We start from the raw sequence: 22,775 nt of genomic DNA on the forward strand, positions 1-22,775 counted from the left end.
TTACTTAAAGACCTAGCAATAAACCTTTCACTTTGAAAATTTCACTTGTGATAAATGAAGAAATTTGTTGAAAGGAATATTTCTGTGAGGTGAAATATATCCGTTAAATGCTACTATCATTCAATACATCTTTCACAAAGATATAAAGTTATCTACAGATGTTTAACACTTGTTGAAAACTTTCATTCATCGTGAAAGAAAAAGAAAAGTTTTCTTCATTCGTTTAACAATTGTTGAAAAGGAGGTGTCATGGCAAGAGATTTTTTTCCTTTTGTTGAGGAAAATACCAACCAGGATGAAAAAAACACTGATTCTAACAACTCTCTAACAGTTCGTTATGCTGCACGTATTGCAGTGTATGATGATAAATCCGCAGCACCTCGCGTTGTTCTTGTTGAACCTAAAGATGTTCGCTCTTATCTTGATGAAATCGCAGCTACAGTTAATCAGCTTGCCCACGAGCAAGGTGGAAAAATTCCTTTTATGGTTATGCGTGAGATTGTGGAAAATTTCATTCATGCTCGCTTTGTAGCGCCCACAATCTCAATTATGGACAACGGAAATACCATTAGGTTTTCTGACCAAGGTCCTGGTATTAAAGAGAAAAACCGTGCTCTTGAATTTGGTACCTCTTCTGCAACAGAAGAAATGAAATCATTTATTAGAGGTGTTGGTTTTGGTCTTCCATACGCTCAACAATACATGGTTGAAAAGGGTGGAAGTCTTACTCTCGAAGACAATATCTCTGGCGGAACGATTGTTACCTTATCAACACGTCGTTCCAAAGATGCTCACATTCAGACACTTCCAACTCAAGAAGATGCTGAAGAAATGACTGTTAGCCAAGAGGAACAATCAATTTCAAGAGCCTTACATACTGTTCCTCAGCAGCCAGTTACACAGCTTCCTAATTTAGTTCTTACAGATCGAGCAAAACTTGTTCTCCAATATCTCTCTGAACATGAATGGGTTGGAGCAACAGAATTAACAAGTGCTTATGGTCTCTCAACACCAACGTGGTCAAGAGAGTTAAAGTCACTGGTAAATATAGGAATAATTGGAAAAATTGGTCAAAAATATAAGCTCACAACCATTGGAGAAACACTCCTTTCATAGAGTTTCTCAACATTATTCGCTAAAAGTTATCAACATTCCTCTATACTAGATGTCCCAATTTTCAACATTTTGATTGGACACGTATGGATGCATCAATTGATTCAGACGCAATAGCTCTATGGCAAGATGCAATAGACCTCTTGGTTGAAGAGAATCAACCAGAGGCTTTTATCGCTATGTTGAGAACATGCACGCCAATTAAAGTTGAAGATGATACTTTGTACGCTGAGACTTCAATGCGCTTGGCATATAACCGTATTCTTAAAAACTTACCTATTGTCGAAAGATGTCTCTCGGCAGCTGCTTTTGAAGATGTTATTTTGAGTCTTACTCTTACAAAGTCTTCTACTCCTGTTACAACTACTTCCACAATGACTCCTCAAGAGTTCAATGCCTGGAAGCAAAAAACTACTCCTATACAAGCAGTTGTTCCTGAACAGATTCAAGATTTTGAATCCCAAGAACAGAGCCTTGAAGAATTAAAACAACAGACGTTAAAACGCCGTAAGAGTAATCCTCTCTATGAAGAAACATCCTTCAATTCAAATCTTACGTTTGATCGCTTTGTTGTTGGTGATGAGAATGAGCTTGCCCATCAACATGCATTAAATGTTGCAAACGACGCAAAAGGTAAAGCAAATCCACTTTTTATTTATGGTGCAAGTGGTCTTGGAAAAACCCACCTTCTGCGTGCGGTTCAAAACTACATTAATTCTGAAGACATCGAGCGCGTTTGCGTTTATAAGGACGCTGATGCTTTTGTTGATGACTACGTAAATGCTGTTCGTAAAAATGCATCAGGTAATGCTGCAACTGAACTCAATAATAACTACCAAAATATCGATGTACTTATTATCGACGACGTTCAAAAACTTGCTGGTAAGGCAGGTACTATTAATTTCTTCTTCAATATTTTTAATTCTTTAATTGATAGAGGTAAACAGATTATCCTTGCAGCTGATAGAACTCCAGCGCAGCTTGGTATGGGTTCTGATGGCTTTGATGACCGCATTACTTCACGTATGAGTGGTGGCATTGTTATTGGTATTGAATCTCCAAGTTATGAGATGAAACTCAATCTTATTCATGTCTTCTGCGACCGAGCTTTTAAAGAAAGAAATTCTTCTCTTTCTGTAGATGATATGCCAGAAGAAATTAGTCGTTACATGGCTGATAAGGCAGGTCAAAGTATCAGAACGCTTGAGGGTTTCTGTAATCGTTGTGTCACCGGACAAATCAAAGCAAAAGAATCTGGTAAAAATATTAAACAGGAAGAAATAGATAAGATTGCAGATACGCTCTGGCGTCGTGTTTCAAAAACCGTAAATATCGAAAAGGTCCAAGAAGTTGTAGAGAATATCTACGGTATTAACCATCGTGATATTGTTGGTAATAAAAGAAATAAAGAAATTGCAGAACCACGCCATGTTGCAATTTATCTTGCACATGATCTTTGCCAATATACGCTGGTAAATATTGGTAAGCATTTTGGTGGAAGGAAACACGCAACAATTTTGCACAGTATTGAGGTAATCGAAGAAAAAATCAAAGAAGATAAAAGCTTCTATGATCAGATTTCTCAACTCAAGAAGACTATCCTTGAACAAAGTTAGCGTTTAAAACATGTTAGTAAGATGTCAATTAATGAAGAGAAGTAATGGTTTGTTGTTGAGAATTTAAGAGAGTGAGTTTTACTTTGTTTATGAATGTTAAAAATAAGAAAACAAATCCGACCTTTGGAAACATATTTCTACCTCTAGAAATGTAAAGCTTTCTTCTTTTCAACATGGCTTATTATTACTACGATATTTTTTATTCTTATTTAAGAAATAATAGAAAGGGTCGTCATGAAATTTACTGTAAGTCAATCCGCTCTCCAGACGGCACTTGATATTGTTTCTAAGGGTATTGGTTCTAATACAACACTTCCAATTCTTTCTGGTATTTATCTCAAAGCTTTTAATGGCATGCTTGAATTACAGTCAAGCGACTTAACTATTTCAATTAAGCATCAAATTGCAGCAAATGTTGAAGAAGAGGGTGAAACAGTTGTTTCTGGAAAGGTTATCCAAAACATTGTTAAAAATCTTCCTGATGCTGCAATCACCTTTGAAGGTGGAGAACGTACACTTTCTGTAATTTGTCAGCGCTCATCCTTTAGACTCAATACTCTTTCTGCTCATGATTGGGCACAATTCCCAGAATTTAATCTCGAGAAAACTTGTGAACTTCCAAGTCAGCTTCTATCAACTATGGTTGATAAAGTTTATCGAGTAACTTCAAAGGAAGTATCTCGTCCTATTCTTCAGGGAATTTCTCTAACTGTTGAAGACAACACTATTCGTCTTGTGGCTACTGACTCATTCCGTCTTGCTGTTTGTGATTCCAATACAGATACTCCAGCTGGCGAATCTTTTAGCATAATTATTTCTGGCGAGGTTTTCCACGACGTTCTCTCAATGCGTAGCATGACAGAGAAAGTTTTGATTGGCACTACAGATAATCAAGTAATCTTCCAGTTTGGAAATACCACTCATATTTCTCGTAAGATTGAAGGTCATTTCCCAGATTATAAACAACTGCTTCCAACGTCTTGCACTGCATCTGTTGATATTAATGTTGAAGATTTCTCCGCAGCTCTGAAGCGCGTTTCTGTTATTGCTCTAGCAAACCCATCAGTACGCTTTGATGTTGATGCTGACGGAAAAGAAGTTAAGCTTTCTGCTTCTTCACCAGACCAAGGTGAATCCTCTGAACACATTGAAGCTCAAATTGAGGGAGACTCTCTTTCGATTGCTTTGAATTATCACTACGTTTTTGATTGTGTGAATGCTGCTCCTTCTAAGGATCTTTTACGTCTTGAACTTCAAGGTCCTTCTCAACCAGCTATTTTCAAATCAAATGGTAAGGTCAACTATTTGTATCTTCTGATGCCTGTTCGCCTCTAATTTGATAGGGGTTGTGTGGGACTTAAAGTTGAACATGTTTCGCTGTATAACTTTCGTTGTTTTGCTTCGAAAGAGATAGATTTATCTGCTCAAACTACTATTTTTGTAGGAAAAAATGCTGCAGGTAAGACAAATACTGTTGAAGCATTACAACTTCTTACGGCTGGATATTCTTTTAGAAAACCAACACCTTCACAACTTTTACTGACAGATACCTCTGAAGCAAAGATAGAGATTTCTCTTACAGGAGACGGACGAAAGCTAGAAAATACCTGCATCATCACAGAGCGTCGTCGTCAATTTTCAAAAAATGGTAAGAAATGCCAGGCAGCAGACATTTCTGGCACACTGATGTCAATACTTTTTAATCCTGATGACCTTTCAATGATTAAAGGTGGTGCTTCATACCGCCGCGAAGAATTTGATGACTTTGGTCGCCAAGCAAATAAAAGTTACTTTAAGGTTTTCTCGACATATATCAAAACAGTTGAGCAAAGAAATAAGCTGCTGAAATCTGATTGGCCAGACGAAAATTTGCTTGATGCATGGGATCTCTCACTTGCAAGGGGAGGAGCCATTCTTCTTCATGCGCGCATTCATTTGTTTGAACGTCTGGCAAAGAAAACTTGTGAAATTTATCAGGAGCTTTCTGGTGGTGAACACTTGGAAATGAATTATATTTCTTCAATTGGAGAGATATCTCTTGAAGCCTCTAGAGAAGAAATATCTGATCAATTCTTACAGGCTTTGAACGAAATTCGTATAGATGATATTCGCCGTCAGCAAAGTACTAAAGGTCCTCATCGAGATGATGTAGAGTTTTTAATTGAGGGTAAAGAGGCTAGAAATTTTGGTTCTCAAGGTCAAATTAGAACTGTTGTCTTAGCGCTTAAAATGGCAGAAGTTTTACTTTCAGAAGAAATACTTGGTGAGAAACCCTTACTACTTCTAGATGATGTTATGAGTGAGCTCGATGAAGATCGCAGAAAAGCTATTATGGAATTTGCGTTTCATGATATCCAAACAGTAATTACAACCACCAACCTTGGCTATTTCTCTGAGGAGATTCTAGAGAAAGCGCAAATAGTTAGGTTTAGCGATGAATAATCAAAATGAAAAACCTGTACGTGGTGGAAACGAAACTGCAAAAGATTTAATGAGCTCTTTGCTTGGAACTTTTAAAGATTCTAAGAGTATGTCTAAAAACCGTCGCGCTTATCTTGCATGGGTTGAGGCAAATGGTGAAAGAGAAGTAAAACACACAACCGGTGTATTTGTCAGAGAAATTGCAGGTAGAGAATATCCTGTACTTACAGTCTATGTAGATAATCGTATGTGCATGATTGATTTTCTTGCACAAAGAGAAGTCTATAGAGCTAGGCTTTCAGAGCAAGGTCTAGAATTTTCAGACCTTGAATTTAAGCTGGATAAATACAATAGACATGCTGGTAAAGGAGCCAGTTCTTCAAAAATACAAAAGCAAGGCAAGAAAATAGAAAAAAAGGCTCTTCCAGAACTTACTACAGAAGAAAAATCACAAATTTCTGAGTTGGTTTCTAGTCTTTCTGAGCCACTTAAGTCAACGGCTTATAAAGCGATTGAAGCAAGTTTTAGACAAAAAAAGAGTCTTTAGTCTAATCTTTCACTAATCTGTCCTCAAATCTCTTTACAGAGCCTCTCAGATACTAAATATTACTGTTTAAACAATGAAATTTCTCTGTGCCGAGTTGATTTTGGTGTTTTCATAGTAAAATATTTATATCATTCCGCTCACAATTGAAGAGAGGACTTACGTGGCAAAAGAAAATAAGTATAACGGTACAGAGATTAAGATTCTTGAAGGCCTTGAGGCGGTTCGTAAGCGCCCAGGTATGTATATTGGTACAACTTCAGCTTCTGGCTTGCATCACCTTGTTTGGGAGATCGTAGATAACTCGGTCGATGAGGCAATGGCTGGTTATTGCTCAAAAATTAAAGTAACCATTCATCCAGATAACTCCATTTCTGTTGAAGATAATGGCCGTGGTATTCCTGTAGACCTTCATCCTCAGAAAAAAATTCCAACCCTTGAGGTTGTTCTTACCATCCTGCATGCAGGAGGTAAGTTTGATAACAACGCGTATAAAGTCTCCGGTGGTCTTCATGGCGTTGGCGTTTCTGTTGTAAATGCACTTTCAAAGAAACTTGTTGCGCAGGTTAAGCGTGACGGAAAAATTTATGAGATGGTCTTTGAGCGCGGTAAAACTGTTCAAAAGATGAAGGAAATTGGTACTTCAAAATCTAATGGAACTACCATTACCTTCTGGCCAGACGATATGATTTTTGAGACCACTACATATAACTTTGATACGCTCCGTGATCGTCTACAGGAGACTGCCTTCCTCAACAAGAACCTTAAGATTACCCTTGTCGATGAGCGCGAGCTTACCCCTCGTCAGGTTGACTTCCAGTATGCTGGCGGCATCATTGATTTTGTTAAGTATCTTAATGACGAGAAGACCGTTTTACCAGGACTTTCTCGCCCTATCTATATTGAAGGTAAGTCCGACCCTGACGCTCCAATGTCTCAGATGGGCGAGGTAGAGGTTGCTATTCAGTGGAATACCGACTTCAGCGATAGAACTCTTTCTTTTGCTAATGATATTTTTACTGAGGAAGGCGGAATGCACCTCGAGGGTTTCCGTACTGCTCTTACAAAGGTAGTAAATGATTACGGTACCAGACAGGGAATTCTTAAAGAGAAAGACCCTAAGCTTGAGGGTGGCGATATTCGCGAGGGTTTAACTGCAGTTATTTCAGTTAAATTGCCAGATCCTCAGTTTGAAGGTCAGACAAAGGCAAAACTTGGTAGTTCTTACATGAGAACTCTTACTAACAAGATTGTTACTCAGGGTCTCTCAGAGTACCTTGAAGAGCATCCAAACCAGGCAAAAGAGATTCTTAAAAAAGCATCTCAGGCTGCAAAAGGACGCCTTGCTGCTCGTAAAGCTCGTGAAGCAACACGTCGTAAAGGCCTTCTTGAGTCTGCAGCTCTTCCTGGAAAGCTTGCAGATTGCTCCGTCCGTGATGCAGAGATGACTGAGCTCTTCATCGTCGAGGGTGACTCCGCAGGTGGTTCTGCAAAGATGGCACGTGACCGCTCTATTCAGGCAGTTCTTCCACTTCGAGGAAAGATTTTAAATGTTGAGCGCGTGCAAGCTCACCGTGCACTTTCTTCTGACACTATTACTTCGCTGATTACCGCTATTGGTACTGGTGTTGGAGATGAATTTAGTCTTGAGAAGGCCCGCTATCACAAAATTGTCATCATGACCGATGCTGATGTTGACGGTTCTCACATTAGAATTCTTCTTCTTACCTTCTTCTATCGTTACATGAAGCCAATGATTGATGCAGGTTATATCTACGTTGCTCAGCCTCCTCTGTATCAGATCAAACCAAAGGGCAAGAAGAACGGCAAATACATCTATACCGATGAAGAGCTTGCTCTTGAGACAAAGAAGTTTGAGGACAACACCAAGTACACCATTCAGCGCTATAAGGGTCTTGGTGAAATGGATCCAGAGCAGCTGTGGGCAACTACTATGGAGCCAAAGAATCGTATTCTTCTCAAGGTAACCATCGATGATGCTCTTGCAGCTGACCGCGCAGTTTCTGACCTTATGGGTAATCAGGTTGAGAAGCGCAAAGACTTCATTCAAACACACGCAAAAGACGTCCGCTTCCTGGACATTTAATGGTTTCTCGATAAACCGTTATAAAGAAAATGAAAGGGTAACTTGTGGCAGACGATAAAGATTTGAACAACGACCTTTTTGGTGCAGATGAGGATAAAGACCTCGATGCACAAAATGATATGGATGAAGAATACGAAGACGACGAGGTAGAAGAAGACTCTGATGAGTTTGATCCAGAAACCGGAGTTAATTTGGTAACTGGAGAGAATTCACACATTATCTCTGATGAGGCTGGTACTCGTCTTGATCTTTCTGACATTCACGGAGGCACACTCAAGCCGACCGATTTGTCTTCAGAAATGAAAACTTCCTTCCTTGAGTATTCCATGTCCGTTATTGTTGCTCGTGCACTTCCTGATGTTCGAGACGGCCTTAAGCCTGTTCACCGCCGTATTCTGTACGCAATGAGTGAGGCTGGCATTACGCCAAACCGTCCACATAAGAAGTCTGCGTGGGCAGTCGGTGAAGTCATGGGTAAGTACCACCCACATGGTGACTCCGCTATTTACGACTCCATGGTCCGTATGTCTCAGGACTTCTCGATGAGACTTCCTCTGATTGACGGTCACGGAAATTTTGGTTCTATCGACGGCGATCCACCAGCAGCAATGCGTTATACCGAGGCACGTCTTACGAGAAGTGCAATGGAGATGCTGGCGGAGCTCAACAAGAACACTGTTGATCTTCAACCAAACTATGATGAATCGCTGACAGAGCCAGCAGTTCTTCCTGCTCGTTTCCCAAACCTCTTGGTAAACGGCTCTTCAGGTATTGCGGTTGGTATGGCTACCAACATTCCTCCTCACAACCTTGGTGAGGTAACTGACGCAGTCTGCATGATGATTGATAACCCTGAGGTTACCACTGAGGAACTCATGACCGTTCTACCTGGTCCTGATTTTCCAACAGGCGGCATCATCATGGGCACTCAGGGCATCAAAGATGCTTATGAGACAGGTCGTGGTTCTATTACCGTCCGCGCTAAGGTTCACGTTGAACAGGTAAAAAGCGGCCGTCAGCGCCTTGTTGTTACCGAAATTCCTTACCAGGTCAACAAAGGTCTTCTTCAGGAGAAGATTGCTCAGGCAGTTAATGAGAAGAAAATTGAAGGCATTTCTGACATGCGCGATGAGTCCAACCGTAAGGGTATGCGCATTGTCATTGACCTTAAACGCGATGCTGTTCCACAGGTTGTTCTGAATAATCTCTACAAGAAGACTCAGCTTCAATCTAACTTTGGCATCATTGATCTAGCACTGGTTGACGGTGTTCCTCGCACACTTTCTCTTCGTGAGATTTTGCGCCACTACATTGATCACCAGATTGATGTTGTACGTCGTCGTACTGAGTTTGATCTTGATAAAGCACAAAAGCGTGTCCACATTCTGGAAGGTCTTTTAACTGCAGTTGATAACATTGACGAGATCGTTCATATTATCCGCAGTTCTCAGGATGATGCTGAAGCAAAGAAGCGTATGAATGAGCGCTTTGGCCTGGATGAAATTCAGGGTGAAGCAATTCTTCAAATGCGCCTACGTCGTCTTACTGGTCTGGCACGCCAGGATCTTGTTGATGAAATTTCCCAGCTCAGACTTGATATTGCTTATTATGAGGATCTTCTCGCCCATGAGGAAAAGATTCTGGCAGTTATTGCTGATGAGCTCCGTGAGATTTCCAACCGCTATGCCGATAAGCGTCGTACTCAAATTTCTGAGCAGGATATTCAGAACTTGGATGTTGAGGATCTTATCGCTGAAGAGGATATGGTTGTCACCGTCACTCATGCTGGCTACGTAAAGCGTGTTCCTGTTGAGATTTATCGCTCTCAGAAGCGTGGAGGCAAGGGCGTTCAAGGTGTCTCTCTCAAAGAGAACGATTTTGTTGAGAACCTCTTTGTCGCGTCTACCCATGATTATGTGCTGTTCTTTACCAACCTTGGAAAGGTGTATCGTCTCAAGGTACATGAGCTCCCTGTTGGTAGTAGAACCACCAAGGGTAGCGCCATCATCAATGTTATCGAGACGCTTGCAGAGGGTGAGAAAGTCAAGGCAGTTATTACTACTCGTGACTTCCCAGAAGACAATTATCTGATGTTTGCTACTAAGCAAGGCATGGTTAAGAAGACCGCAATGTCTGAGTACGACCGTACCCGTAAAGATGGTCTCATTGCCATTAACCTCAAGGACGGAGACGAGCTTGTTAACGTCCGTCGTGTCCACCCAGGTGACAAGGTTGTTCTGTGCTCCTCTGACGGTAAAGCAATCCTATTTGACGAGGCAGAGGCAAGAAGCATGGGCCGTGGTACTTCGGGTGTCCGTGGTATTACGCTTAAGGGCAATGCAACTATGCTTGGCATGGAAATTACCAACGGAAACGGTGACCTTTTCGTTATCACCGAGAAGGGCTATGGAAAGCGCACAGCGATTTCTGAGTATCCAGTCCATAAGCGTGGTGGACAGGGTGTCTTCACCATCACAATGACAGAGAAAAAGGGTAACTTGGTTGCCTGCCGTGTTGTTGGTCCTCAGCACGAGATTATGATCATGTCCGAAGAAGGCGTCGTAATCCGTGTTAAAGCTGGTGATATTTCCAAGCTTGGCCGTTCCACTCAGGGTGTTAAGGTCATGAATCTCTCTGGTAGTGATGTTGTTTCTGCTGTTGCTCGTATGGTTGCCAACAAAAAGAAAGCTCCAAAGCACGCGGAGAATCAAGGTATGCTTGATTTAATGTCTGCGGGGGCCCGTGATGCGGACGAGGCTGAGTCTGTTGACCTCGGAGATGAAGAAGAAGCACTGGACGATTCATTATTAGATGATGACGAATAAGCATTTCAGCTATACGTAATTTGAAGAGCTCAAGGGTTAATTCCCTTGAGCTCTTTTCGATTACCGAGAAAATCAGCACGCTAACGGAAGTGATTTTTATATAAAAGATAAGTCAGTTATTCTTTTTTCTCAGGCTAATGTTGGGAACGATTAACGTCTATGTGCACATTAATTTGATTAAGAGAAATCCTCGGGGGAGACTCCCTCAATAAACTGACGAAATTCCTCAAACTCTTGGGCATGGACGTCCTTCTCGACATCAGTAAAGTCTGGAGCGGCAGCAATTTCCAAAACGCTCTCATCTGCAAAGATAGGGGCGTTTGTTCTTACGGCTAGTGCAATTGCGTCTGATGGACGAGCGTCCACGTAGATATGTTCCCCTTCTTTGGAGATAAGCTCAATTTGTGAGAAAAATGTGGTACCGCGGACGCCTACGATTCGTACGCTTTTAATATCGGCATCTAAAGAATCAAGAACGGATCGGAGAAGGTCATGTGTTAAAGGTCTTTCGGTAGACTCTTGATCAATACCAAGACTGATAGCCGATGCTTCAATAGTGCCAATCTTGATTGGAAGACTTAAAGAAGAGACACCGCGTGGATCATGAAGACGCAGGACAATAACGGAAGAGATAGGTCCTCCTCCAACAACAACCGTTTGTATATCCATACGTTTTAATGACACAAATACTCCAAATAGCACGTCATTTATCAACCTTTTGACAGATAGTCTATGACTACCTGCTTTGTTTTCATACCCAGTATCAAGAAAGTTTAAAACAAAATAAAAAAAGTGTTGACCTGTAAGAATTATGGAGGTATTATTTTTCCCTGCGTTGGGCCTGTAGCTCAGTTGGTCAGAGCGTCCGGCTGATAACCGGGAGGTCACAAGTTCAAACCTTGTCAGGCCCACCACTTTATGTGACAATAGTCACCCCAACGTTAGCCGAGTCGCCGTTGGGGTGATTATTAAACTCTTCTGGGCCCAACCAGAAGTCAGTACGGGGAATTAGCTCAGCTGGGAGAGCGCGGGCTTTGCAAGCCTGAGGTCAGGGGTTCGATCCCCCTATTCTCCACCAAATGTTCAAGGCCAGGGATTCGTCCCTGGCCTTTTTGCTTAGACGTCAAAAAATACCGATAGCCGCTAATATTAGCCACTTATCGAATAGTTGAAATAATTTCGAAAAAGATTGAGTACGATTTATACAGGAGTATGTTCTTTTCATTAGAGCTGTGGATAACCACAAGGAGAGAAAAGAGTTCTTATGTCAAACCTTACTCGTCGTAACTTTTTTGGTGTTAGCGCAGTTGTTGCAGGTTTGGGTATTTCTGCCTGTAAAAAGTCAGATTCTAACACTGGCGAGAAGAAAGAAACTGATACCAACTCTGCTGATGCCGTCGGTGCACCAGAAGAACTGGTAAAGGCAGCAAAAGAAGAGGGTAAGCTGATTGTTTATGGTTCTTGTGAGGAAGAGTATCTGAACGCGGTTTGCACCAATTTCAAGAGCTTGTATGGCATTGATGTTCAGGTTCAGCGCCTGTCAACTGGAGAGGTTGCTGCAAAGATTGAGGAAGAGAACGGCCATCCATCAGCAGACGTATGGTTTGGTGGCACAACTGATCCTTATAACGTTACTTCTTCAAAGGGCTTACTTGAACAGTACGAGCCAAAGAACGCATCGCACCTCATTTCCGATAAGTTTAAGAGCACAAATAAAGATTGGTACGGTATTTACAAGGGAATTCTTGGCATTCTGTACGATAAAGAAGAGCTCAAGCGCCTTAATCTTGATGTTCCTCAGGATTACAAGGACCTTATCGATCCTAAATACAAGGGTCTTATCTGGTCTTCCAATTACAACACCGCAGGTACTGCAAAGCTGATTATTAATACCGTCATCCAGAAGTATGGACATGATCAGGGCATTCAGTATTTAGTTGATCTTGATAAGAATATTGCTCAGTATACCAAGAGTGGTTCTGGTCCTTCTAAGGCTATCGGAACAGGTGAGTGCACCATTGGAATTGGTATGCTGCACGACGGCATTTATCAGATTGTTGACCAAGAGCATGAAAACGTTGGCCTTCAGATTCCAAGTTCTGGCGCATCATACGAGGTTGGTGCAACCGCAATCTTTAAGGGTGCCGCACATCCAAATGCAGCAAAACTCTGGATTGAGTATGCACTTTCGCCAGCATGCGTTGATCTTGCTCAGAAGAATGGTTCTTATCAGTTCCTGGTAATTGACAACGCAAAGCAGCCAGAGATTGCAACTGAGTACGGTCTTGATCCAAACAATGTCATGGACTACAACTTCGAGGATGCCAAGAAGCATACAGAGCAGTATGTCAAAGACGTTATGGAAGCTCTTGGTGGCGGAGACAGCCGTTTCAAGACGGAGTAAGACTCACTTTGGCAAGTAACAAGCAACGCTGTTGCTCAAGTTCTGAGTGGCAGATTATACTGGGTAGGCAGAGATCTGCCTACCCATTTCCACATAGAGCTTTGCGTATAGATTTAGTGTTTTAAAGATAGGACCAGTATGGCAAAATCCCAAAGCGCTCGACTTGAGCGAAAAAAACTTCTTGGCGATCCAATTTTGATAACGACCATTGTCGTTCTTATCGCCTTCTTAACCCTTTTTATTTTGTATCCACTTGCCATTCTTATGGTTGACTCTGTGGTCTCTGATAATGGGATTACGCTTGATGTATTTACGCGCATTCTATCCATGCCTTCGTTTGATCGCGCAATTACCAATACGCTCAGAGTTGGTTTTGCGGTAGGTATTTTGTCAGCGCTTATTGGTCTTCTTTTTGCTTATGTTGAAGTTTACGTAAAGCTTCGTACAAAGTTTATGACAGGACTTTTCCGCGTGGTTTCTATGCTTCCTGTTGTTTCTCCTCCATTTGTTCTCTCACTTTCCATGATTATGATGTTTGGTAAGAAGGGCCTTATTACTCGAGGTCTTTTAGGAATTTTTGACAACAACATCTATGGATTCTGGGGCATTTTTATTGTTCAGACCATGTCGTTTTTCCCTGTGTGTTACATGATGCTTAAGGGCTTGCTTAAAAACATTGATCCTTCTCTTGAAGAAGCAGCACGTGACATGGGTGCAAGCCGCTGGAAAGTATTTACTAGTGTTACGCTTCCTCTTATTTTGCCTGGTTTGGGTAATGCCTTTCTCGTTTCATTTATAGAATCAATCGCAGACTTTGCTAATCCAATGATTATTGGCGGTTCTTACGATACGTTGGCAACAACTATCTACCTGCAAATTACGGGTGCGTACGATAAGCAGGGTGCGGCTGCTATGGCTGTTGTTCTTCTTTCAATTACGTTGCTCATGTTTGTTGTTCAGAAGTTTGTATTGGAAGCAAAGAGTACGTCTACGCTTTCCGGTAAAGCAACGCGCGCTAGGATGCTTATTACAGACAACTCTGTTCGCATTCCACTTACCATCCTTTGCGCATTGGTAGCGCTCTTTGTTATTGGCATGTATCTCTGTGTTCCTTACGGTTCATTTGTTCGTTCCTGGGGCTCTAATTATGAGTTAACCACTAAATGGTTTGAGCAGGTATTTACCAAGTACCATGGATTACAGGCGTTTAGTGACTCATTTATGCTCTCGCTTATTGCAGCACCAATTACCGCTTTGCTTTCAATGATTATTTCTTATCTGGTAGTAAAACGTCGTTTCCGTTTCCGTGGTTTTATCGAGGCTGTATCTATGCTTGCTATGGCAGTTCCTGGTACGGTTTTAGGCGTTGGCTATATTCGCGGTTTCTCAAGTGGTGTCATGCATACAGGATTCTTGCAAGGCCTGTATGGTACAGGACTTATTCTGATTATTGTCTTTGTAGTGCGTTCGCTTCCCACAGGAACACGTTCGGGTATCTCAGCACTCCGACAAATTGATAAATCTATTGAAGAGTCTGCGTACGATATGGGTGCCGATAGTTTTACGGTGTTCATGACCGTTACACTGCCACTGATTAAAGATTCGTTTTTGTCGGGCTTGGTAACGGCGTTTGTTCGTTCCATAACAGCAATCTCTGCAGTTATTCTCTTGGTCACACCAGAGTTCCTGCTCATCACCGTTCAGATTAATGAGTTTGCAGGTAAGGGTTCATACGGTATGGCCTGCGCCTTTGCAACAATCTTGATTGTTATTACCTATGGCTCGGTATTGCTTATGAATTGGGCCATCAAACACTTTGGCACCAGCCGAGCACTCAAGGAGGAGTAACACATGGCTACAGAGAAAAAAGGCGTACGCCTTGAGCACATTTCTAAGATTTATCAGGATCAAAAAACTGGAAAAGACTTCTATGCAGTTCAAGATGCTAATATCACTATTGATCCTGGTGAGTTTGTAACATTACTTGGACCCTCTGGCTGCGGAAAAACCACTATTCTGCGCATGATTGCTGGTTTTGAAAGCCCTGATGAGGGAAAGATTTTCCTTGGTGATGAGCAGATTGATGAGCTTACTCCAAACAAGCGCGATACCGCCATGGTGTTCCAGAGCTATGCGCTTCTGCCTCACTACAATATCTTTGACAACGTTGCATACGGTCTTAAGCTCCGCAAAATGGACAAGGCAATAATTCGCGAGAAGGTCCTTCACATCCTAGATCTTGTTGGACTTGAAGGTATGGAAGAGCGCATGACCAATCAGCTTTCCGGTGGTCAACAGCAGCGTGTTGCTTTAGCACGCGCTCTGGTTATTGAGCCAAGCGTTCTTCTCTTTGATGAGCCTCTTTCAAACCTTGATGCAAAACTGCGCGTTGATATGCGCAACGAGATTCGTCGCATTCAGCAGGAGGCTGGCATTACTGCTATTTACGTTACACATGACCAGTCAGAGGCAATGGCGCTTTCCGACAACATTATCATCATGAAGAAGGGTGTTGTGGATCAAGTTGGTGATCCACAGACGGTTTATTACCATCCAGCAGATGAGTTTGTTGCAGACTTTATTGGTGAATCAAATTTTTTGCATGCAACCATTGCAGAAAAGCTTGACTCTGAGACTGCTCTTTGTCGCTTTGAGGGTCACGAGTTTGAGGTTAGCGGATGCTCTCATCTGGATAAAGGCAAAGAATGCTGTATTGTTCTTCGCCCGGAGTCCGCACGTCTCACCGATGAAGGAACCCTTTCCTGTGAGGTGGTACTTTCCCGATTCATGGGTCACTATCAGAACTATCATGTTATGGTCGGAGACACGCTCATTAAAATTACGGACTTCAACCCTCGCACACATAAGGTTTATAACGTTGGAGATCACGCTTTTGTTGATTTCACCAAAGACGAGGTCCACGTTCTATAAGCGTTTGAGTCAAAGCATTAAAATAGCGAGAAGATCAGCTGGTCTTCTCGCTTTTTTGTTAAATGGTTGATTTAAGCCAATTTAGTTTGCAGGTTAGCAGCTTATGCTCGGGTTCGAGCGAGGAATCTTTGATCTTTTCAAGGAGCATCTTGCAAGCGGTATAGCCTTCTTCATAAACAGGCTCAACGATAGTTGAGATGCTTTTAACAGGTAAGTCAGTCCAATCGGTGTTGTTAAATCCCAGCAATCCAACTTGTTCGGGAATCGCTTTTTCATAAGCATGCAAGGCGGTATATACACTTTTGAGAGCCCACTGATTTGGCACAAACACTAGAGTTTTCTTTGATGGAAAAATGTGATTATTTAGCCATTGCTTAATATCAGAGATAGACAGCGTGTTTTGTTCTATGGTCAGTCGCTCATGAGGTTTATTTGAAGCCTCTAAAGCATCGATAAAGCCGTATTCACGTTCAATTCTGGTGCGGCCTTTTGGCTCTCCTCCAATAATTAAAAAGTCTTCGTAGCCGTTTTCAACGCAGTAGGTTGCGGCCGAATAAACACCGTCGTAGAGGTTGCTTTTTATCCAGGAGGTATTAAAAGTGAGAAGGTCGCAATCAAAATAGACAACAGGTTTTCCAACTTTAGCAATTCGCCTATCTACCGCTCTAAATTGATTGGTAGGCTGGATAAGCAGTCCATCTGCTCCAATTGAAAGCATTTTTTCAACCCAATCGGCTTCAAGAGTGGGGTCAAAGCGAGAATTGCAAATTATCGTCTGATATCCAGCTTCAAGAGCAGCATCTTCAATGCCGTTAGTCATTTGAGCGGCCCAAGCATTAGTATTGTCCAAAATCAGAACAGCAATAATTCCGGAGCTCTTTTTTACCATTGCTTGAGCTTGAGCACTTGGGATATATCCTGTATTCTCGATTGCCTTTTTGATGCGTTGCTTAGTTGCTTCGGACATTTTTTCAAAGTGTCCATTGAGGTAGTTTGAAACGGTGGCAATGGAAACATTTGCTAATTTTGCAAGGTCAATAATGGTTGTCTTAGGCATTAGCACTCATTTCACCGAAATTTTTACAATTTACTTGCAAAATACCAACGTTAGTGAGTCTGCAGGATTTTACGTTGGTTAAACGTTTAACAAAATTCATCATAACACAAGGTAGATTAGACGTTTACCGAAATCTTCTTTCAAAAAAGATTGAAACAATGCAAAGTATGAGTTGGAAACGTACGTCGTAAAAGACGTGCTCGTGCGCCCCGTTTAGGGGCTCACAACTTACTTTGCGAGAGGACATAATCATGAACGTCGTTGCTGTATGCGCTTGCACAGTTGGAATTGCTCATACCTGGATGGCAAAAGAGGCTATCGAGAAAGAATGTGAGCGTCGTGGCTATGAATACAAAGTTGAAGCTCAAGGCGGTTATGGTATTGAGAATGAGCTTGAGCAGGATGAAATTGACGCCGCTGACGTTGTTCTTCTCGCCATTGCAATTGGTATTGAAGGCGACGAGCGTTTTGACGAGAAACGCGATGAAGGTCGTGTTCTTACGCTAGACCCATCGCTTGCCATTGCAGATCCAGCAAAGGTTATTGATCAGGTAGTTGCGCTGGCTGAGTAGCAAGCGCGCAAGTAATAATGCAAGGAAGAAGAGAGGAGAAACCCATGGCAGAGGAAAAGAGTCCCTCAGTTTTGGGCAAGGTTGGAAAAGACCTTCTTAAGGCGTTTAACACTGGTGTTTCGTACTTTATTCCTATTGTCGTAGTTGGCGGAGTCTTCTTGGCTTTCTCGCTTGCTACAGGTACAGCAGGAAAAGACGGTATTGAAGTCACCAATCCTTTGATGCAGAGCCTCAACCTTATTGGTATGGCTGGCATCAAGATGATGATTCCTGTCCTTGCTGCGTACATTGCCTATTCTTTGGGCGGAAAGCCTGCTCTGGCGCCTGGCTTTGTCCTTGGTTACCTTGCAAGTAATCCTGTTCCTGTAGGCGAAGTTCAGGTTTCTACTGGCTTCTTGGGTGCAATGGTCCTTGGTGTTGCTGCTGGTTACCTTGTCCAGTGGATGAAGAGCTGGAAGGTCAACAGCACTATCCGTACCATCATGCCAATTCTGATTATTCCAAGCTTGTCTTCGCTGGCTCTTGGCATGCTCTACATCTACGTTTTGGCAGCTCCACTTGGTGCATTCATGGACTGGCTGACAAGCCTGCTTTCAAGTCTTCAAGGTGGTTCCGCAGTTGTACTCGGTATCGTAATTGGTCTTATGACTGCATTTGACATGGGCGGCCCAGTTAATAAGACTGCTTCTACCTTTACCATGGCTCTTATGACCGCAGGTGTTTATGGTCCTAACGGTGCATTCCGTGTTGCAGTTGCTATTCCTCCACTGGTCTGCGGTGTTGCATCTCTTATTGCTCGCAGCAAGTTTGACGATACTGATAGGCAGATGGGTATCTCCGCAGTCTTCATGGGACTCATTGGTATTACTGAGGGCGCAATTCCATTTGCAGTTAAGGACCTTGCACACACCTTGCCTGCAATCATGATTGGTTCTGCAGTTGGTGCTGGTCTTGCTGCCTGGCATGGTATTGAGTGCTTTGTTCCTCACGGCGGCATGATTGTTGCTGCAGCTACAAATAATATTGCCCTCTATACCCTTGATATGGCAATTGGTGTTGCAGTAGGTGTTGCAATCCTTGTTCTTACCAAGCCAAAGCTTGAGGACAACAAGTAACACACGTTGAGAAACGTATGTACCTTTGGGTCTTAGACCTTAACAATTGAAGTTAAAAGGAGAGGGGCGTAGGGATTCAACCCCACGCCCTTCCTATTACCAAGAAATACTCTTGGGAAGGGGTAATTATGGAAAAGCTACCAATCAAAAAAGCTGTTGAAGGGTTGCTTAAACTTCAGGACACAGGAAGGTCCGCCACGCTTTTAGGAATTGGACCAATGTCGCCCAACTTGCTTCAGGCAGCTTTTGAACTTGGTAGAGATTGCGATTTTCCTCTAATGTTCATTGCATCTCGAAACCAGGTAGACCTTGACGAGCTTGGTGGAGGATACGTAAACGCTTGGGATCAGAAGCGCTTCTCGGAAGATATTGCTGAAGCAGCTCAGAAGGTTGGTTTTGACGGTCTGTATTATCTCTGCCGTGACCACGGTGGTCCTTGGCAGCGCGACGAGGAGCGCAATGCTCACCTTCCAGAAGATGAGGCCATGGAGCTTGCTAAGAAGTCTTATCTTGCCGACATGCTTAATGGCTTTGACCTGCTGATGATTGATCCAACCAAGGATCCCTTTGAGATTGGTAAGGTCATTCCGCTAGATGTGGTTCTTCGTCGTACGGTTGATTTGATTGAGTGGTGCGAGAAGGAACGTGTTTCTCGCGGTCTTCCCGAGATTGGCTATGAAGTTGGTACCGAGGAAACAAACGGTGGCTTGACCTCAACCGATAAATACCACACCTTTATTGAGCAGCTTAAGAGTGAGCTGACTGCCAAGGGTTTGCCTATGCCAACTTTTATTGTGGGACAGACGGGAACGCTCACCCGTCTTACTGAGCAGGTTGGCCATTACGATTTTGAGGCTGCATTTAGCTTGTCTAAGATGGCCAAGAGCTACGGCGTTGGTCTTAAGGAGCACAATGCAGACTATCTTGACGACGTAACACTACTTGAACACACTCCAGCAAACGTTACCGCTTCAAACGTAGCTCCACAATATGGAACGGAAGAGACTCGTGCATATCTGAAACTTTGCGATGTTGAAGATCTTTTGGTTAAAGAAGGTCTATTGAAGTCGGATGAAGTTTCTGGCTTGAGGAATACCCTGTTAGTAAAGGCAATTGAGACTGAACGCTGGCGTAAGTGGATGGTAGGTAATCAAGTTAATCTGACCGTTGAGCAGATTCTTGCTGATCACAAACTCTCACTAGATATTCTTGATATTTCCGGTCACTATGCGTTCAATGATGACGAGGTCAAAGCTGCAACTGAGCACCTGTATAAGAACCTTGCCCAGTTCAATATTGATGGTCAGCGCTTTGTGGTTGATCACATTAAGCGCCCTCTTCGCCAGTACGTTGAATGCTACAGGCTTGAAGGAGTTACTACGCGTATTCGCGAGGCGCTGGCAGAGTAGGTGTGTGTGCCACAGGCATAATGTTTAACCGCTCAATTTTGAACAGATGACAAACCTAAGAGGTCGGAAGTCTTTTGCTTTCGACCTCTTTTCCTATGCGTTGTATCATAGAGCCAGGGTTTATTGAGATAACACAAAGGAGCGGCATGTCTGAAAACGACGAACGCAAGGATGGAGTTTCTCCTGAGCTTGATATGCTCTCAACCGAGCTGCTTGGAGACGCGTTTGACCTGCTTGCAGATGGACAATCGCTTAACGTTTTGCTTGTAGTTGAGGATGCATTAGGGACTGTTGCAAGTTATGAGTTCTCTGATGACGGTCCAGAAGAGCTACTTGAAGGCGCCCACAAGCGCGTGCTTGACCTGGTCAGACAGAAGGGCAATAAAGAAGCAGGGCTTGAAGAACCTGTGCGCTATGCGCTTGTGTACGAGGGGGCCATTCAACTACTCAAAGATGGTGGTTATGAAGATGCTGTACTCCTTGAGTTTGGCGAGAAGGGCTACAAGAGTTTCTCGGCATATTCTTTAATTTACGGAAAAGGTCAAGGCGACCAGTTTGTATGGTCCGATCCTGCCCCGGCAGGGGAGCTTGAGCCACTTCTGTAATGAAAAAGCTGCGTTCATTGAATTTTCTGGGCACAATAGGAACGTAATTGCACTAAAGTTCTAAAGCTGATAAAAATTGGACTTGAAACATTCAAGTTTAAGTACGAACCTTCGAGAGATAGAGATTTATGCGTCAAGACAATATCAGAAATATTGCTATCATCGCCCACGTTGACCACGGCAAAACCACCATGGTTGACCAGATGCTCAAGGCAACCGATGCATTCCGCGAGAACCAGCAGGTTCAAGAAAGAATCCTGGACTCTAATGATCAGGAGCGTGAGCGCGGAATTACTATTCTGGCAAAAAACATCTCTATTGAGTATAAGGGCGTTAAGATTAACGTCATTGATACCCCCGGCCACGCTGACTTCGGCGGCGAGGTAGAGCGTGTTTTAAAGATGGCTGATGGTGCACTTCTTTTGGTTGACGCTGCCGAGGGTCCTATGCCACAGACTCGTTTTGTTCTGCGCCACGCTATCGACGCAGGCCTTTCTATCATGATGGTTGTCAATAAGATTGACCGCGATGGCGCTCGTCCAGAGGCTGTTGTCAACGATTCTCTTGATCTTATGATGGACCTTGGCGCAACCGATGAGCAGCTTGAGTTTACTATGGAGCACGTTGTCTTTGCTTCTGGTGTTAACGGTTATGCTCGCCTTGATCCAAATGATGGCAATGACAACATGTTCCCTCTTCTCGATATGATTATTGATGGCCTTCCAGCTCCAGATGTTGATATTGATGGTTCTCTTGCTATGCAATGCGTTACCATTGACCACTCCGACTACTTGGGCCGTATTGGTATTGGCCGTGTATATTCTGGAACTGTTCATACAGGCGATAAGATTCTTGTTGTTAAAAACGATGGTTCTCGCGCTATGAGTCAGGTCAAACAGCTCTTTACCTTTGACTACCTGGGCCGTAAGGAGTGCAGCGAGGTTGACGCGGGTGATATCGCGGCAATCGTTGGCGTTGATAACACTGACATTGGTGACGTTTACACTGATCCAGAGAACCCTGTTGAGCTTGATCCAATTGAGATTGATCCACCAACCCTTTCCATTATTTTTGAGCCTTCTACCTCGCCACTTGTTGGTCGTGAGGGAGACATTGTTGGTGGTCGTCAGCTCAAAGAGCGTCTTATGACAGAGCGCGAGAATAACGTTACCATGCGTATCGAGGAGCTTCCTGATAAGACAGGTATTGAGGTTTCTGGTCGCGGTATTTTGCACCTCTCTGTTCTTATGGAGAGCATGCGACGTGAAGGTTTTGAATTCCAGGTTGGTCGTCCTCGCGTTTTGTTTAAGAAGGACGCTCAGGGCCATACGCTTGAGCCTATTGAGCAGGCCGTTGTTGAGTGCAATCCAGAGTACGCTGGCAAGGTCATTGAGGTCTTTGGCAACGTTGGCGGTACCATGTCTATCATGGACACTGGCGAGACTCAGACACACCTTGAGTTCAAGATTCCAACTCGCGGCATCATGGGTCTTAAGACGCGTGTCATGAATGTTACCCACGGCGATGCTGTCTTCTACCATACCTTCCTTGAGTACGGTCCTTTTGCAGGTGATATTGGCAGTCGCCAGAATGGCGCTATGATTTCTATGTCAACCGAGAAGGCCGTAGCTTATGCGCTTGGCACCCTTCAAGAGCGCGGTCAGCTCTTTGTTTCTCCAGGCGTCGAGTGCTACGAGGGTATGTTGGTTGGCGAGCGTTCAAGGCCAGGTGACATGGTTGTTAACATTGCACGTACTAAGTCTTTGGGCAACCAGAGGTCTTCAACTGCGGATATTTCAGTCCAGTTGACCCCTCCACGTCTGTTTACGTTAGAAGAAGCTCTAGAGTACATCATGGATGACGAGCTTGTTGAGATTACACCACTTAACATTCGCATGCGTAAGCGTATTCTTTCCGAGACCGAGCGTCGTAAGTGGGCAGTTCGCAACGGTATGGTTAAGAAGTAACATCGTCGTTTACAGATTGCTAATCTGGCGAGAAAAACTTGCAGTTGCAAGGGCTTCTCGCCAGTTTTGTTTTAGATGAATTTTAAATA

The 22,775-nt window shown here is 43.2% G+C and carries 17 protein-coding genes and 2 tRNA genes; 17 read left to right on the forward strand and 2 right to left on the reverse strand.

The genetic code is table 11. The annotated features are described in order from the left end of the window. The first annotated feature begins 249 nt into the window (after positions 1-249). The 7 genes from APAR_RS00010 to gyrA all read left to right on the forward strand — a co-directional run bounded on the left by APAR_RS00010 (position 250) and on the right by gyrA (position 10,626). Entirely contained in the window at positions 250-1,116 is an 867-nt protein-coding gene (locus tag APAR_RS00010) for an ATP-binding protein (RefSeq protein WP_012808101.1), read from the forward strand. Between the two features lie 83 nt (positions 1,117-1,199). Beyond that, complete coding sequence (dnaA, locus tag APAR_RS00015) at positions 1,200-2,729, forward strand: chromosomal replication initiator protein DnaA (RefSeq protein WP_012808102.1); 1,530 nt, start codon at positions 1,200-1,202, stop codon at positions 2,727-2,729. A 234-nt stretch (positions 2,730-2,963) separates the two neighbouring features. Next, the gene (dnaN, locus tag APAR_RS00020) at positions 2,964-4,064 is read left to right on the forward strand and encodes a DNA polymerase III subunit beta (RefSeq protein WP_012808103.1); all 1,101 of its coding nucleotides are present in this window, start codon (positions 2,964-2,966) and stop codon (positions 4,062-4,064) included. A gap of 15 nt (positions 4,065-4,079) precedes the next feature. Beyond that, a complete protein-coding gene (gene recF / locus APAR_RS00025; protein ID WP_012808104.1) occupies positions 4,080-5,171 on the forward strand; it encodes a DNA replication/repair protein RecF in 1,092 nt (363 codons plus the stop codon). Next, the gene (locus APAR_RS00030; protein WP_012808105.1) at positions 5,164-5,697 is read left to right on the forward strand and encodes a hypothetical protein; all 534 of its coding nucleotides are present in this window, start codon (positions 5,164-5,166) and stop codon (positions 5,695-5,697) included. The genes recF and APAR_RS00030 overlap by 8 nt, the downstream gene beginning before the upstream one ends. A gap of 160 nt (positions 5,698-5,857) precedes the next feature. Then, on the forward strand, positions 5,858-7,801 hold the full coding sequence (gene gyrB / locus APAR_RS00035) for a DNA topoisomerase (ATP-hydrolyzing) subunit B (RefSeq protein ID WP_012808106.1): 1,944 nt from the start codon (positions 5,858-5,860) through the stop codon (positions 7,799-7,801). Positions 7,802-7,920: 119 nt separating this feature from the next. Next, positions 7,921-10,626: a DNA gyrase subunit A gene (gene gyrA, locus APAR_RS00040; protein ID WP_012808107.1), complete on the forward strand. Its 2,706-nt coding sequence runs from the start codon at positions 7,921-7,923 to the stop codon at positions 10,624-10,626. Between the two features lie 177 nt (positions 10,627-10,803). Here the strand turns inward: gyrA and APAR_RS00045 are convergent, their stop codons facing one another. Further along, complete coding sequence (locus APAR_RS00045) at positions 10,804-11,310, reverse strand: bifunctional nuclease family protein (protein WP_012808108.1); 507 nt, start codon at positions 11,308-11,310, stop codon at positions 10,804-10,806. A 153-nt stretch (positions 11,311-11,463) separates the two neighbouring features. On the opposite strand from APAR_RS00045, the gene APAR_RS00050 reads away from it, so the two are divergent. The 5 genes from APAR_RS00050 (at position 11,464) to APAR_RS00070 (ending at position 15,961) form a co-directional block, all read left to right on the forward strand. Then, a tRNA-Ile gene (locus APAR_RS00050) sits at positions 11,464-11,540 on the forward strand. Between the two features lie 88 nt (positions 11,541-11,628). Beyond that, positions 11,629-11,704: transfer RNA gene (locus APAR_RS00055), tRNA-Ala, on the forward strand. 186 nt (positions 11,705-11,890) lie between these two features. Continuing rightward, positions 11,891-13,030, forward strand: a complete 1,140-nt coding sequence (locus APAR_RS00060) for an ABC transporter substrate-binding protein (protein WP_012808109.1) — start codon at positions 11,891-11,893, stop codon at positions 13,028-13,030. A 138-nt stretch (positions 13,031-13,168) separates the two neighbouring features. Then, on the forward strand, positions 13,169-14,878 hold the full coding sequence (locus APAR_RS00065; protein WP_012808110.1) for an ABC transporter permease: 1,710 nt from the start codon (positions 13,169-13,171) through the stop codon (positions 14,876-14,878). A gap of 3 nt (positions 14,879-14,881) precedes the next feature. Next, positions 14,882-15,961, forward strand: coding sequence for an ABC transporter ATP-binding protein (locus APAR_RS00070; RefSeq protein WP_012808111.1), 1,080 nt, complete (start codon positions 14,882-14,884; stop codon positions 15,959-15,961). Positions 15,962-16,019: 58 nt separating this feature from the next. Here APAR_RS00070 and APAR_RS00075 read toward each other — a convergent pair whose 3' ends face one another. Further along, positions 16,020-17,018 carry a LacI family DNA-binding transcriptional regulator gene (locus tag APAR_RS00075; protein ID WP_012808112.1) on the reverse strand — a complete coding sequence of 333 codons (999 nt, stop codon included), beginning with the start codon at positions 17,016-17,018 and terminating at the stop codon, positions 16,020-16,022. Positions 17,019-17,269: 251 nt separating this feature from the next. Here APAR_RS00075 and APAR_RS00080 point away from each other — a divergent pair, with 251 nt between their 5' ends. From APAR_RS00080 to typA, 5 genes are all read left to right on the forward strand, one after another. Continuing rightward, positions 17,270-17,590 (forward strand): PTS fructose transporter subunit IIB, encoded by a 321-nt coding sequence (locus APAR_RS00080; RefSeq protein WP_041654033.1) that lies wholly within the window; start codon positions 17,270-17,272, stop codon positions 17,588-17,590. Between the two features lie 44 nt (positions 17,591-17,634). Then, positions 17,635-18,705: a PTS fructose transporter subunit IIC gene (locus APAR_RS00085; RefSeq protein ID WP_049754767.1), complete on the forward strand. Its 1,071-nt coding sequence runs from the start codon at positions 17,635-17,637 to the stop codon at positions 18,703-18,705. Positions 18,706-18,833: 128 nt separating this feature from the next. Continuing rightward, on the forward strand, positions 18,834-20,114 hold the full coding sequence (locus APAR_RS00090) for a class II D-tagatose-bisphosphate aldolase non-catalytic subunit (RefSeq protein ID WP_012808113.1): 1,281 nt from the start codon (positions 18,834-18,836) through the stop codon (positions 20,112-20,114). A 146-nt stretch (positions 20,115-20,260) separates the two neighbouring features. After that, positions 20,261-20,719 carry a hypothetical protein gene (locus tag APAR_RS00095; protein WP_012808114.1) on the forward strand — a complete coding sequence of 153 codons (459 nt, stop codon included), beginning with the start codon at positions 20,261-20,263 and terminating at the stop codon, positions 20,717-20,719. 128 nt (positions 20,720-20,847) lie between these two features. Beyond that, positions 20,848-22,686 (forward strand): translational GTPase TypA, encoded by a 1,839-nt coding sequence (gene typA / locus APAR_RS00100; protein ID WP_012808115.1) that lies wholly within the window; start codon positions 20,848-20,850, stop codon positions 22,684-22,686. The last annotated feature ends 89 nt before the right edge of the window (positions 22,687-22,775 follow it).

It is taken from the genome of Lancefieldella parvula DSM 20469 (genome assembly GCF_000024225.1).
Lineage (GTDB): Bacteria > Actinomycetota > Coriobacteriia > Coriobacteriales > Atopobiaceae > Lancefieldella > Lancefieldella parvula.